Genomic DNA, 12591 nt, shown 5'->3' on the forward strand with positions numbered 1-12591 from the left:
ACCTCAAGCATGCTTGAGGTCAAGGCTGTTCCGGCCGAGGGCGAGGGAGACGGCCGTCAGGGCGCTGTTGAAGGAGACCTCCGAGAGCACCCCGGGGGCGGCCACCTGGTCGCCGGCCAGGTACACGCCGTCGCCGCGGTCGACTGCCGGGCGGTCCCGCCAGTTCGTGCCGGGCAGGTCGACCGCGCCCGTCCGGCCGGCCGCGACCGCCTCCCGCCGCCAGGTGACGCGCTCGCGCCAGCCGGGGAAGCCGAGGTCGAGGAGCTCTTCGGCGCGGGCGACGCCCTCGGCCTTCGACTCGTGCGACGCGATCGGGATCTGGCCCTGGATCAGCTGCTCGCCGGCCGGGGCGAGGGTGCGGTCCTGCGCGGTGAACCGTTCGATCCAGCCGGGGGCGTCCAGGTCGGAGACGGCGAAGGCGTCGCCGGTGGAGGTCCCGCCGATCGAGCGAAGCCGAGGGCGGGGGAGGGTGCGGACGGCGAGGTCGATCAGCGTCGTACGGCCGCTCGGCCAGGTCAGTGAGTCGTCCTTCAGCAGACGGCGGGCGGCGTCGAGGGAGGTGGCGACGATCACCGGCGTGTCGGTGGGCAGCGTGTCCACGCGGGAGAGGGTCTCCATACGGACCCCGAGGTTCCAGGCGCGGGCCGCCATCCGGTCGATGAGCGTGCCCCAGCCGCCGCGCGGGTAGTGCGCCTCCGGCGGCAGTTTGGTGGCGCGGCGCAGACGTTCCTGAACGAAGGCGGCGGACAGGGCGCCGGGGTCGTGGTGGAAGAGGGCGACGGCGGAGTAGTGGGCGGCGGCGCGGGCGCCCTCCTCGCCGGCCACTTCGGTCGCCCAGGTCAGGAAGTCGACGTCCACGGGCGCGCGGCGGGCGCCGGGGCGGAGCAGCTTGAGCATCGCGAAGGGCGGGGTGCGGCGCAGGACGCCCCGGTGGCGCAGCCGGAGCCGGGCGCCCTCCAGGGGCGGGAGGGGAGCGAGCGGTCCGATGAGGTCGCGCTGCTTGAGCCAGGTCCAGTGCGGGCCGCCGTTGTAGAGGGCGTGCGGTCCCTCGTTCGTCCGGTACGGGCCGTCCGCCGTCCGGGCCCGTCCGCCGAGGGTGTGGTGGGCCTCGTGGAGGGTGACCCTGGCGCCCGCCTCGGCGGCGGCGAGGGCGGCGGTGAGGCCGGCGAAGCCGCCGCCGATGACGGTGAGGTGGTGCATTGGGGGCTCCTTCGATCGGTGACTCGGTGATGACGGTGACGCGGTGGCTCGGTGACTGGGCGGCTGGTGACTGTGGGTCGGGGTCGCCTTTCTCGTGTACGACCGTTCGAGGGCTCCGGTTTGTGACATCGGGGGGTTTGCGCAGGTCAGGGGGATTGTCAGTGGTGGGGTGCAGCATGGGGGCATGGCGAGGACAGGTGCCGGCGGGACCGGCGGGGCTGGCGGGGCCAGCAGGACCGGCGGGACAAGCAGGGCCGGCGGGACCGGCGGGAGCAGGGTGAAGGGCGCGCGGCGGCCGGAGGTGCGGCTGCCGGCGCTGGAGGCGTACGAGGGCGGGGAGGTCGAGCCCGACGGGGACTACGACGGGGTGGAGTTCGCGGGGACGGACCTCGCCGGGCAGGACGGCGCGGGCGCCCGCTTCATGGACTGCGCGCTGACGGACTGCGCGCTGGACGGCACCCGGCTGTCCCACGCCCGCCTCCTCGACTCGGTCCTCACCGGCATCAGAGGCGTCGGCACGGATCTGGCCGAGTCGACGCTGCGGGACGTCGAGGTCGTCGACGCCCGCCTCGGCGGCACCCAGCTGCACGGCGCCGTCCTGGAGCGCGTCCTGGTCCGCGGCGGCAAGATCGACTATTTGAACCTGCGTCAGGCCCGGCTGCGGGACGTCGTCTTCGAGGGCTGCGTCCTGGTCGAGCCGGACTTCGGGGGCGCCCGCCTGGAGCGGGTCGAGTTCGTCGACTGCGCCCTGAAGTCGGCCGACTTCACCGCGGTGACCCTGACGGACGTGGACCTGCGCGGCGCGACGGAACTGGTCCTGGCGGGCGGGCTGGACCGCCTGTCGGGCGCGGTGATCAGTACGGCTCAACTGCTGGATCTGGCGCCGGTGCTGGCGGCGGAGCTGGGGATCAGGGTGGAGGACTGAGGGTGGGGACTTTCTACGGGAACGTGCTGGTGGGGCGGCGGTGCGAAGAGGTGGTGCCGTTGCTGGCGGACGCGGACATCACGGCGTACGCGCTGCCGGTGGGGCCGGCGCACACCGCGATCCATCCGGATCCGGAGACCTCGGCACCGGACCTGGCGGGACCACTGAGCAAGCTGCTCGGGGCGCCCACGGTGGGGACGTACGTGTTCGACTCGGACGTGCTCGTGATGCTCGTCTTCGAGGACGGCGCGCTCCGGCTCCACTACGACTCCTGGCCCGGCTACTTCGAGGAGCCGGAGACCGACGAGAACGGCGACCCGCGGGCCCTTGAGGAGGAGTACGAGTTTCCCGAGCCGGTGGGCGTGGACCCCGATGCCTTCCTGCCCTTCGCCGCGGGCCCTGTGGACCGCGCGGCGCTGGAGTCCGCTCTGCGCGGCACACCCCTGGACCCCGAGGACGGGGACGACGGCCGCTATGTGTTCGCCAACGCCCAGCACTACGACGTGATGGCCTGCCTGGGCCTGAACGCACCCCGGCTGACCACGGGCCACCGCTATCTGTCCTGGGGTGACATGCCGTACGAGACGCCGGTCGAGGAGGTGCTGCTGCTCGGCGGTGCACGCCCGCCGTCGCCGTCCCGCCGGTCCTAGGGCCGGGCCGCTCACCCCACCCGGGGAAACCGTGCCTGAAGGCTCCAGATCGCCGGATTCTCGCCCAGCTCCTCGTGCAGGTCGACCAGGTCGGCGATCAGGTCGTGCAGGAAGTCGCGGGACTCGCGGCGCAGTTCGGCGTGGGAGAAGGTCAGCGGGGGTTCCTCGGCCGGCATCCAGTCGGCCTCGATGTCCACCCAGCCGAAGCGGCGCTCGAAGAGCATGCGGTCGGTGGACTCGGTGAAGTCGAGCTCGGCGTACTGGGGGCGGGAGGCGCGGGAGCCCGCCGGGTCCTGGTCGATCCGCTCCACGATGTCGCACAGCGCCCACGCGAAGTCGAGCACCGGCACCCATCCCCAGGCTGTGGACAACTCCCGGTCCGCCTTGGTGTCGGCGAGGTAGACGTCCCCGCAGAACAGGTCGTGCCGCAGGGCGTGGACGTCCGCGCGGCGGTAGTCGGTCTGCGGGGGATCGGGGAAGCGGTTGGAGAGGGCGTAGCCGATGTCGAGCACGTAGGCGATGGTGTCACGCCCCCGCCGTGCCGGGGACTCGGCACATAAGATCACTGACATGTCCCGATCCGCGCGCCTTGTCCGGGCCGCAGCCGCCCCCTGGGCGCTCGCCCTCACCCTCGCCCTGACCGCGTGCGACGGAGGCGCGCAGGACGACACCGGGAGCCCGGGCGTCGGCGACCCGTACTTCCCGAAGGCCGGCAACGGCGGCTACGACGTCCGCCACTACGCCCTGAACCTCGCCTACGACCCCGCCGGCGACCGCCTCTCCGGCACCGCCCGCATCACCGCCCGCGCCACGCAGCCCCTCTCCGCCTTCGACCTCGATCTGCAGGGCATGGAGGTCGAGAAGGTCACCGTGGAAGGCGGCCCGGCCTCCTTCAGCCGCGACGGCCAGGAACTGACCGTCCGCCCGGCGGACCGCCTCGACGAGGGCGAGACCTTCGAGGTGACCGTGCGCTACGCGGGCCGCCCCGAGACGGTCGCCGACCCGGACGGCTCGAAGGAGGGCTGGCTGCGCACCGAGGACGGCGCGCTCGCCCTCGGCCAGCCGACCGGCTCCATGGCGTGGTTCCCCGGCAACCACCACCCCTCCGACAAGGCGTCGTACGACATCACCGTCACCGTGCCGAAGGGCCTGAAGGCCGTCTCCAACGGCGAGTTGACGACCGAGCGGACGACCGACGGCCGCACCACCTCCACCTGGCACACCGCCGAGCCCATGTCGAGCCACGTCGCCACCCTCGCCGTCGGCCGCTACGACGTCACCCGGTCCACCACCGAGGACGGCCTGCCCGTGTACGTGGCCACCGACCCCACGCAGACACCCGCGGCCCGCAAGGCACTCGCCCGGCTCCCCGAGATCATGGAGTGGGCGCAGTACAACTTCGGCCCGTACCCCTTCTCCTCCACCGGCGCGATCGTCGACCGCCCCGACGACGCCGACTACGCCCTGGAGACCCAGAACCGCCCCGTCTTCCCCGGCGCCCCCGACACCGGGCTGCTCGTCCACGAGATCGCCCACCAGTGGTTCGGCAACTCCGTCACACCGCGAACCTGGCAGGACATGTGGCTCAACGAGGGCTTCGCCACCTACGCCGAGTGGCTCTGGCGGGAGGACGAGGGCGGCACCACCGCCGAGGAGACCTTCAAGGCCCTCTACACCCACGGCGAGGACACCTACGAGGACCTCTGGTCCTTCCCGCCCGCGAAGCAGCCGAGCGCCGCGCACATCTCCGACGAGCCGGTCTACCAGCGCGGCGCGATGGTCATCCACAAGCTCCGCCAGACCCTGGGCGACGACGCCTTCTACGACCTCGTCCAGACCTGGACCACCACCCACCGCCACGGCAACGCCGACACCGACGACTTCACGGAGTACGTCGAGAAGCAGGCCCCGGAGAAGGACTTCGACGCGATCTGGCGGGACTGGCTGTACGGGGAGGGCAAGCCGGAGCGCCCGTGATCCGCACGGGTCAGCGAGGCCGAAAGGCGTCCCACAGGGCGAACGCGCCCCCGCCCCGCCCTCCACACGGAGGGCGGGGCGGGGGCGGAGCGACAGGTGACTCAGACGTTCACGCCGAAGTCCTGGGCGATGCCGACCAGGCCCGACGCGTAGCCCTGGCCGACCGCGCGGAACTTCCACTCGGCGCCGTTGCGGTAGAGCTCGCCGAAGACCATGGCGGTCTCGGTGGCCGCGTCCTCGGAGAGGTCGTAGCGGGCGATCTCGGCGCCGCCGGCCTGGTTGACGATGCGGATGTAGGCGTTGCGGACCTGGCCGAAGTTCTGCGAGCGGTTCTCCGCGTCGTAGATCGAGACCGGGAAGACGATCTTGTCGACGTCGGCCGGGAGGCCGGCGAGGTTGACGTTGATCGCCTCGTCGTCGCCCGCGCCCTCACCCGTGCGGTTGTCACCGGTGTGGACGATGGTGCTGTCCGGGGTCTGCTTGTTGTTGAAGAAGACGAAGTGGGCGTCCGAGTAGACCTTGCCCGTGGGGTTGACCGCGATCGCGGAGGCGTCGAGGTCGAAGTCCGTGCCGGTGGTGGTGCGGACGTCCCAGCCGAGGCCCACGGTGACGGCGGTCAGGCCCGGAGCCTCCTTGGTGAGCGAGACGTTGCCACCCTTGGACAGGCTTACAGCCATGGTTGGGAGTCCTTTCCCTCGGTGCGTAGAGGCTTCGTGCGCCACGAAGCTACAGCTATCCCTATGAACGCGGCCAAGGGTGTCGAAGGTTCCCCGTGTCTTTACTTTCTTTACCCTCGGATGGGCTCGCCAGGAGGTCGCCGGGACGTCGCCGGATATTCGGGTGACGTGGACCGGTCAGGCGCGGGAACATGTACGGCATGTCCGGTTCCCATGTCATCCGTGGCTCCGTCTCGCTCCCCGAGGCCGAGCTCATGTGGCGTTTCTCGCGGTCGTCGGGGCCCGGCGGGCAGCACGTCAACACCAGCGACTCGCAGGTGGAGCTCCGCTTCGACCTGGCCCGCACCGAGGCGCTGCCCGAGGTGTGGAAGGCGCGGGCGCTGGAGCGGCTCGCCGGGCGTCTCGTCGACGGCGTCGTCACCGTCCGCGCCTCCGAGCACCGCTCCCAGTGGCGCAACCGCGAGGCCGCCGCCGTACGCCTCGCCGCGCTCCTCGCCGAGGCGACGGCACCCCCGCCGAAGCCCCGCAGGCCCACCCGCATCCCGCGTGGGATCAACGAGCGCCGGCTGCGGGAGAAGAAGCAGCGGTCGGAGACCAAGCGGGGGCGTTCCGGGCGGGGCTGGGGCTGAGACCCGGGGAGGGTGGAGATCCGCGAGGGCTCGGACGGGGTGAGGCGCGGGGCTGATCACGTCCCGTACCGGTCGCGCTCTTCCCGCGCTCCTGTCACATTTCCTTCCTCCCGTCCGTCATCCCCTCGACGGCAACCCACCGCGACCGAGGGGCGTGACCCATGCCGACGGGCGACTACGACGACGAATTCCTGGCCGAGTCCTTCGAGGCGCACCGGGGCCATCTGCGCGCCGTGGCGCACCGCATGCTCGGTTCCACCGCCGAGGCCGAGGACGCCGTGCAGGAGGCGTGGGTGCGGCTCAGCCGCTCCGACGCGTGGCGGATCGACAACCTCGGGGGCTGGCTGACGACGGTGGTCGGCCGGGTCTGCCTGGACATGCTGCGCTCGCGCCGCTCCCGCGCCGAGGAACCCCTGGAGAGCTGGAATCCGGCGCCCGCCGCCGATCCCGACCCCGCCCAGGACGCCCTGCTCGCCGACTCCGTGGGCACCGCCCTCCTGGTCGTCCTCGACACCCTCACCCCCGCCGAACGGCTGGCCTTCGTGCTGCACGACCTGTTCGCGGTGCCGTTCGAGGAGATCGCCGGCATCGTCGGCAAGACCCCGGCCGCCGCCCGGCAGCTCGCCAGCCGGGCCCGGCGCCGGGTGCGCGGCGCCGAGGAACCCCACGCCGACCGGGCCCGGCAGCGGGCGGTCGTCGACGCCTTCCTGGCCGCCGCCCGGGAGGGCGACCTCGACGGGCTGCTGGACGTCCTCGACCCGGACGTGGTGGCCCGCAGCGAGGCCGGGGTCACCGCGGGCGCGGCGGCGGTGGCGGTCGGCGCGAGCAGCTTCGCCCACCTCGCCCTCGTCGCCCGCCCCGCCCTGGTCGACGGTGCGACCGGCGTGGTGGTGATCGTCGACGGCCGGGTCGAACGGGCGCTGACCTTCACGGTCGTACACGATCGCATCGTTGTGATCGACGTGGTGGCGGACCCGGCCCGGTTGGCGCGGACGGAGGTGGAGTTGGTCTAGTCCGGTGGCGGTTCGGGGCCGTCTCGACGGCGAGCGGTCCCGAACCGCCTCGCCCTCGGCCGGTCCGCGGCATCCGGTCCGTGGTGCGCCCTGGGTGGTCGACGGTCCGGCCGGGTCGGTGTCGTCGGGCCGGTCCGGTGGTGGTTCGTTCGGCCACCGCCGAGCCGGTATCGGTACGCATCGTCGGCCCCACTTCGCGGTGCGCCGTCAGTCCAGCGCCAGCACCCCGACCGTCTCCCCCTCGCTCCGCTCCCCGGTGTCCCGGAAGCCCAGGCCCAGGTAGAAGCCCTCGGGGCCGTGTTCGCCGGGGTGCCAGGTGACGTACAGCTCCTTGCCGCCGCGGCGGAGGATCTCCGCGGCGACGGACTCGACGGCGAAGCGGCCGTAGCCGCGGCCCTGTTCGCCCGCGGCGATGTTCAGGCGCCACAGGCCGGAGCGGAACAGGGAAACCAACCAGTCAGTCCAGGAAGGTCATGAGGAAGCCGACGGGCCGCTCGCCGTCGACGATCAGGCGAGGCCAGGCGACGCCGGGACGGACGTATGCCTCGGCGAGGGACTTCACCACGGGGGAGACCGCGAATTCCTGCTCGGGGTGGACTCGAATGGCGAGCGCGGTCTCGACATTCGCGCGCGTGATTTCTTCGAGCTTGAGGGAAGTCCCCGAAGGACCCGGAGTCCCTGGCGCCGTCGGTGTCGTCGGTGTGGTCATTCGAGCACCGGAGGACGGGAGTTCACCACGGAACACTGAATTCCCGTTCAGCCCAACTGCCGGTAACGGCCCTTGAAATAGACCAGCGGGCCACCCTCCGCGCTCGGCACCCGGGCGCTGAGCACGCGGCCGATCACGAGGGTGTGGTCACCCGCCTCCACCCGCTGCTCGGTGCGGCACTCCAGGGTGGCCAGGGCGCCGCCGACCAGGGGCGCGCCGGTGGTCTCGCCGCGGGTGTACGGGATGTCCTCGAAGAGGAGGCGGTCGCTGAGGCGGCCCTTCATCGCGAAGCGGCCGGCGATGTGGCGCTGGCTCTCCGCCAGCACCGAGACCGCCCACAGGGGCTGCTCGTCCAGCAGGTCGTCCATACGGGCGCCCGTGCGCAGGCTGACCAGCACCAAGGGCGGTTCCAGGGAGACGGACAGGAACGCCGTCGCCGTCATGCCGGCGTACTCGCCCTGCGGCGCCTGCGGGTCGTCCGGGTCCAGCGGCGGTTCCTGCGCGGTCACCAGGACCACACCGCCGGCCAGCCGGGACATCGCGGCGCGGAACTCGTCGTTGCTCACCCCCTCAGCATGCCCAAAGGCGGGTGGGGCGACGGGGGCGGGGGGAGTCTTGAGCACGTCTGGAGGCACGTCTGCACGCTAGTGTCCGCCCGGTCCGCGCCGCATCGGACCTCCGCCCGAGAGCGGTCGTAGGACCGGAGGCGGACCGGAGACGGGGACAGGCCGGGGCGCGATTCCCGTACCCTCAAGGGGAGTGCCGGGTTGTCCGGCGGCGGGACGCGTTGTCATACGCCCAGTAAACGCACAGGAAAAACGCAGAAACCCCACTCAATTGTTCACGTTCTTCTGTGACTTGAGTCACAAGGGCCATTAATTGTTGACCCTGTGTACCGAGTGGGCAGCGCGCTGTGATTCAGTGGCGGAGGCGTCACAGGTACACACAACGACAGTCGCAACGACAGAAACGACGTTACGCCGAAGACAACCCTTGATTCGCTGCGAAGTCTCGGGGGGAGGGCGAGCATGGAGACCGAGTCGGAGCCTTACGTCCGTCTTGCGTCCCTGCGACAGCTGCACCAGGTCATGGCCGACATGAACACGGCCCGAAGCCTGGCGGACACACTGCAGACCGTCGCCGACGGCGTGGTCACGGCACTCGGCTACGAGCTGGCGTGCGTCAACCTCGTACGCCCGGACGGCGACCTGGTCGTCGCCGCCTTCGCCGGCAACCCCGCCGCCGAGGCGCTCATCACCGGCCGGGTCGGCTCCCGCGAGTCCTGGGAGCGGCGCCTGAGCATGGGCGAGAACTGGGGCGACCTGGTCTTCATACCGCACACCGAGGGCTGGATCCTCGACGACGACGACGTCCCGCAGTGGTACACCGACGGGCCCGCGCCCCGCTTCGAGGACGAGTGGCACCCGTCCGACCGGCTCTTCGCGCCCATGTACACGCCCGCCGCGCCCGGCGGCGGCTCCTGCGGCGAACTGATCGGCGTCCTCTCCGTGGACCGGCCGCGCAACGGCCGCCGCCCCGGCGCCTGGGGCCGCGAGGCGCTCCAGATGTACGCCTTCCAGGCCGCCATCGCCATCAGCAACGCGCGTCTACGCGCGAATATGCAGCGGGCACTGGTCAGGCTCGAACGCGAACAGCAGGCCCTGCGCGCCAGCGAGGAAAGCTTCCGCCAGGCCTTCGAGTACGCCCCCTCCGGCATGGCCATCGCCGAGATGGGCGGCGACCAGCACGGCCGGATCCTGCGCACCAACGACGCCCTGTGCCGCCTCCTCGGCCGCCCCGCCTCCGCGATGCGCCGCTACTCCTTCTCCGACCTCGTCCACCCCGAGGACATAGGCACCCTGCTGCGCACCTCGGCGGAAGGCGGCCGCGCGGAACTCCGACTCGGCCGCCGCGACGGCACCTACGTCTGGGTCTCCCTGCGCAACTCCGTCGTCGCCGACGCCGCCGACGGACCCCGCTTCCTCCTCACCCACGTCGAGGACATCGAGGAGCGCAAGCGCCGCGAGCTCCAGCTCGCCCACCGCGCCTCCCACGACTCCCTCACCGGCCTGCCAAACTCCGCCGAGCTGCGCTCGCGCCTCTCCTCCCGGCTCTGTCAGCGCCCGCAGTCCGCCCACCCCGCCGCCGTCGACGAGATGGACACGGCCTTCGGCCACCCCGCCTTCGACACCCACGGCTTCGACTACCCGCCCGGCGGCAGCGAGGCGTACGACGCCTACGACCACCATGTGCACACCGTCGCCCCCGAGGACGTCGGCCGCGACGACGGCACCAAGGGGCTCGCGGTCCTCTTCTGCGACCTCGACGGCTTCAAGTCGATCAACGACCGGTTCGGGCACAACGCCGGTGACGCGGTCCTCATCGAGGTAGCCCGACGGCTCTCGCGCGGCGTCCGCGACGGCGACACCGTCGCCCGGCTCGGCGGCGACGAGTTCGTGATCCTCGCCGACGGCCTCGGCCGCGCCGACGCCCAGGACCTCGCCGTACGCCTGCGCAACGAGATCATCCAGCCGATCCGCGCCGAAGGCCGGGCCGTCCGCGTGGGCGCCAGCTTCGGCATCGGCTGGGCCCACTGCGGGATGACCGCCGACGAGGTCCTCAAGTCCGCCGACGAGCGGATGTACGTCGAGAAACGATCTCGTCCCAAACAGCACAGACGTGCGGGCTGATCCGCAGGTCAGGGGCGAGTTCGGCGAGCGTGTGCGATCCGAGTCACCCGTTTGGGCCCTGGGGAGCGGGTAGGCTCGCTCTTCTCCGCACGTATACACACGCGTAGGCATCCGCCCCTGCACCTGTTGAGGAGTACGAAAGGGATGACGCCCGGCAACAACGGCGCGAGCACGCCCGAGGACGACGACCCGTTCGGCTACCTCTACGCCGACGGTCAGGCCAACGGGGCCCAGCCCCCCTCCGGCGGCTACGGCTACCCGAACTCGGTCAGCCGTGTGCGCGCCGTCGGCGAGCGCCAGTACGGACAGCAGCAGCCGCAGCAGCCGACCGCGCAGTACGGGCAGGCGACGGCACCGCAGCAGGGTGCGTTCGGCCAGCCGAACGCGCACTACGCGGCGCCCGAGTCCTTCCCCGGCGGAGGTGGCCCCTCCACCGGCCGCCAGCAGCCCGTCGGCGGTGGCCGGGGCCGTGGCCCCAACACCAAGGGTCTGCTGATCGGCGCGGTCGCGGTGGTCGCCGCCGTCGTGATCGGCATCGCGGTGGCGATGGCGAACGGCGACTCCGACGACGACAAGAAGAACCAGAGCGGCAACCAGGCCTCCACCGCGCCCAGCGCCTCCGCGAGCGCCTCGCCCAGCGAGTCCAGCAGCGGTGACGCGAGCGAGCCCCAGACCGAGCTGCCGAAGATCGACGCCAAGGCGCTGCGGCTGGGCGGCACCGCCGCCCTGGCCTCGGACGTGCAGGGCGCGGAGGCGGCCGGCGGCATCTACGTCGGCAACCTCAACCAGGTGGGCAACTCCGTCACCTGGAGCGTCGACGGCATCCCCGAGGACGGCACCTACACCCTCTTCGCGCACTACAGCGCGGCCGGTGAGAACCAGTCGATGACGCTCACCATCAACGGCAAGGTCTTCGGCACGAAGTTGCGCATGGACAACTTCACGGGGGCCGCCGACGGCGACTTCGCGAAGGGCTGGACCACCACCTACTCGTACCCCACGCTGACCAAGGGCACGAACACGATCTCCATCTCCTGCGAGAACGGCGACAAGTGCAACGTGCTGCTCGACCAGCTGCGGCTGGAGAAGGGCCAGGTCAAGGAGTAGAGCCTGCCCGTCAGGCCGCGCTGACCTCCCCCGTCACCGCCACCCGCCCCACCAGCTCCTCGTAGGCGGCCCGGTCGAACTCGCCGGCCGCCGGGGAGAGGATCGTCGCCGCGGAGAGGGCGACGGCGCGGGCCAGGGTCTGGGGCCAGGGGAGACGGTCGACCAGGCCAGAGAGCAAGCCGGCGACCGCGGAGTCGCCGGCGCCCGTCGGGTTGCCGCTCAGGCGGGCGGGTGGGGTGGCCCGCCAGCGGCCCTCGGGGGTCGCCGCGACCAAACCCTCGGGGCCTAGAGAGGCCACCACGGAGCGGGCGCCGCGCCGACGGGCGTCCTGGGTGGCGCGCAACGGTTCGTGGGAGCCGGTGAGTTCGGCCAGTTCGTCGGCGTTCGGTTTGATCAGGTCCGGGCGGGCGGCGACCGCACGGCGCAGTGGCTCGCCGCTGGTGTCCAGCAGGACGGGTATCCCCGCGGCGCGCGCGGTGCGCACCAGGCCCGCGTACGCGCCCACCGGCACCCCCGGCGGCAGGCTGCCGCACAGGGCCACCGCCTGCGCGCCGGCCAGCAGACCCTCGTACGCCTCCTGGAAGGCGGACCACTCGGCGGGTGTGATGACGGGGCCCGGCTCGTTCAACCGGGTGGTGTCGCCGGTGCGTTCGTCGACGACGGCGACCGTGCGGCGGGTGGTGCCGGTGACGGGTATGAGCGCGTCGGTCACGCCGGTGAGGCCTTGCAGGCCGTCCCGGACGACGCGGCCGGTGGTGCCGCCCGCGAAGCCGGTGACCGTGACCTCGTGGCCGAGGGCGGCCAGCACCCGCGCCACGTTCAGCCCCTTGCCGCCGGGCCGTTCCGTCACGCCGGTCACCCGGTGCTCGGCGTGCGGGCGCAGGGCCGGGACACGGTAGGTGATGTCGAGAGCGGTGTTCAGCGTGACGGTGAGGATCACCTCGGCCGACCTCCCCCGCGTACTGGCGTTCGCCTTCTGTTCCGTGTTCCCGGGTTTCGGTGTTTCCGGGGGGG

General features: G+C 72.0%; 12 protein-coding genes and 1 pseudogene. 7 read left to right on the forward strand and 6 right to left on the reverse strand.

Annotation, left to right across the window (positions count from 1 at the left end; translation table 11 throughout):
• Positions 1–3: 3 nt before the first annotated feature.
• Positions 4–1200, reverse strand: a complete 1197-nt coding sequence (locus IE263_RS35760; RefSeq protein ID WP_189942214.1) for an NAD(P)-binding protein — start codon at positions 1198–1200, stop codon at positions 4–6.
• Positions 1201–1384: 184 nt separating this feature from the next.
• Between IE263_RS35760 and IE263_RS35765 the strand changes: the two genes are divergently transcribed.
• Together IE263_RS35765 and IE263_RS35770 are read left to right on the forward strand one after the other, a co-directional pair.
• Positions 1385–2125 (forward strand): pentapeptide repeat-containing protein, encoded by a 741-nt coding sequence (locus IE263_RS35765; RefSeq protein ID WP_189942215.1) that lies wholly within the window; start codon positions 1385–1387, stop codon positions 2123–2125.
• A gap of 2 nt (positions 2126–2127) precedes the next feature.
• A complete protein-coding gene (locus IE263_RS35770) occupies positions 2128–2775 on the forward strand; it encodes a hypothetical protein (RefSeq protein ID WP_189942216.1) in 648 nt (215 codons plus the stop codon).
• Between the two features lie 11 nt (positions 2776–2786).
• Here IE263_RS35770 and IE263_RS35775 read toward each other — a convergent pair whose 3' ends face one another.
• Positions 2787–3287, reverse strand: coding sequence for a hypothetical protein (locus tag IE263_RS35775; protein WP_189942288.1), 501 nt, complete (start codon positions 3285–3287; stop codon positions 2787–2789).
• Positions 3288–3345: 58 nt separating this feature from the next.
• Here IE263_RS35775 and IE263_RS35780 point away from each other — a divergent pair, with 58 nt between their 5' ends.
• On the forward strand, positions 3346–4752 hold the full coding sequence (locus tag IE263_RS35780) for a M1 family metallopeptidase (protein WP_189942217.1): 1407 nt from the start codon (positions 3346–3348) through the stop codon (positions 4750–4752).
• 101 nt (positions 4753–4853) lie between these two features.
• Here IE263_RS35780 and IE263_RS35785 read toward each other — a convergent pair whose 3' ends face one another.
• Positions 4854–5429 carry a TerD family protein gene (locus IE263_RS35785; protein WP_030050335.1) on the reverse strand — a complete coding sequence of 192 codons (576 nt, stop codon included), beginning with the start codon at positions 5427–5429 and terminating at the stop codon, positions 4854–4856.
• A 191-nt stretch (positions 5430–5620) separates the two neighbouring features.
• Here IE263_RS35785 and arfB point away from each other — a divergent pair, with 191 nt between their 5' ends.
• Together arfB and IE263_RS35795 are read left to right on the forward strand one after the other, a co-directional pair.
• Positions 5621–6058 carry an alternative ribosome rescue aminoacyl-tRNA hydrolase ArfB gene (gene arfB, locus IE263_RS35790; protein WP_189942218.1) on the forward strand — a complete coding sequence of 146 codons (438 nt, stop codon included), beginning with the start codon at positions 5621–5623 and terminating at the stop codon, positions 6056–6058.
• A 161-nt stretch (positions 6059–6219) separates the two neighbouring features.
• The gene (locus IE263_RS35795) at positions 6220–7071 is read left to right on the forward strand and encodes a sigma-70 family RNA polymerase sigma factor (protein WP_189942219.1); all 852 of its coding nucleotides are present in this window, start codon (positions 6220–6222) and stop codon (positions 7069–7071) included.
• Positions 7072–7278: 207 nt separating this feature from the next.
• Here IE263_RS35795 and IE263_RS35800 read toward each other — a convergent pair.
• Positions 7279–7780: pseudogene (locus IE263_RS35800) on the reverse strand (GNAT family N-acetyltransferase).
• Positions 7781–7827: 47 nt separating this feature from the next.
• Entirely contained in the window at positions 7828–8403 is a 576-nt protein-coding gene (locus IE263_RS35805) for a flavin reductase family protein (protein ID WP_189942289.1), read from the reverse strand.
• Positions 8404–8808: 405 nt separating this feature from the next.
• Between IE263_RS35805 and cdgB the strand changes: the two genes are divergently transcribed.
• Both cdgB and IE263_RS35815 read left to right on the forward strand, forming a co-directional pair.
• Positions 8809–10470 (forward strand): diguanylate cyclase CdgB, encoded by a 1662-nt coding sequence (cdgB, locus tag IE263_RS35810; RefSeq protein WP_189942220.1) that lies wholly within the window; start codon positions 8809–8811, stop codon positions 10468–10470.
• 144 nt (positions 10471–10614) lie between these two features.
• Complete coding sequence (locus IE263_RS35815; protein WP_189942221.1) at positions 10615–11577, forward strand: carbohydrate-binding protein; 963 nt, start codon at positions 10615–10617, stop codon at positions 11575–11577.
• 10 nt (positions 11578–11587) lie between these two features.
• Here IE263_RS35815 and IE263_RS35820 read toward each other — a convergent pair whose 3' ends face one another.
• On the reverse strand, positions 11588–12517 hold the full coding sequence (locus tag IE263_RS35820) for a 1-phosphofructokinase family hexose kinase (protein ID WP_189942222.1): 930 nt from the start codon (positions 12515–12517) through the stop codon (positions 11588–11590).
• Positions 12518–12591 lie beyond the last annotated feature (74 nt).

It is taken from the genome of Streptomyces aurantiogriseus (assembly GCF_014649375.1).
Classification (GTDB): Bacteria; Actinomycetota; Actinomycetes; order Streptomycetales; family Streptomycetaceae; genus Streptomyces; species Streptomyces aurantiogriseus.

Excerpts from the sequence above, each read along its gene's own strand:
- IE263_RS35765 (WP_189942215.1), top strand. The coding sequence starts at position 1,385 with ATGGCGAGGACAGGTGCCGGCGGGACCGGCGGGGCTGGCGGGGCCAGC.
- IE263_RS35785 (WP_030050335.1), bottom strand. The coding sequence starts at position 5,429 with ATGGCTGTAAGCCTGTCCAAGGGTGGCAACGTCTCGCTCACCAAGGAG.
- IE263_RS35760 (WP_189942214.1), bottom strand. The coding sequence starts at position 1,200 with ATGCACCACCTCACCGTCATCGGCGGCGGCTTCGCCGGCCTCACCGCC.
- cdgB (WP_189942220.1), top strand. The coding sequence starts at position 8,809 with ATGGAGACCGAGTCGGAGCCTTACGTCCGTCTTGCGTCCCTGCGACAG.
- IE263_RS35815 (WP_189942221.1), top strand. The coding sequence starts at position 10,615 with ATGACGCCCGGCAACAACGGCGCGAGCACGCCCGAGGACGACGACCCG.
- IE263_RS35795 (WP_189942219.1), top strand. The coding sequence starts at position 6,220 with ATGCCGACGGGCGACTACGACGACGAATTCCTGGCCGAGTCCTTCGAG.
- IE263_RS35780 (WP_189942217.1), top strand. The coding sequence starts at position 3,346 with ATGTCCCGATCCGCGCGCCTTGTCCGGGCCGCAGCCGCCCCCTGGGCG.
- arfB (WP_189942218.1), top strand. The coding sequence starts at position 5,621 with ATGTACGGCATGTCCGGTTCCCATGTCATCCGTGGCTCCGTCTCGCTC.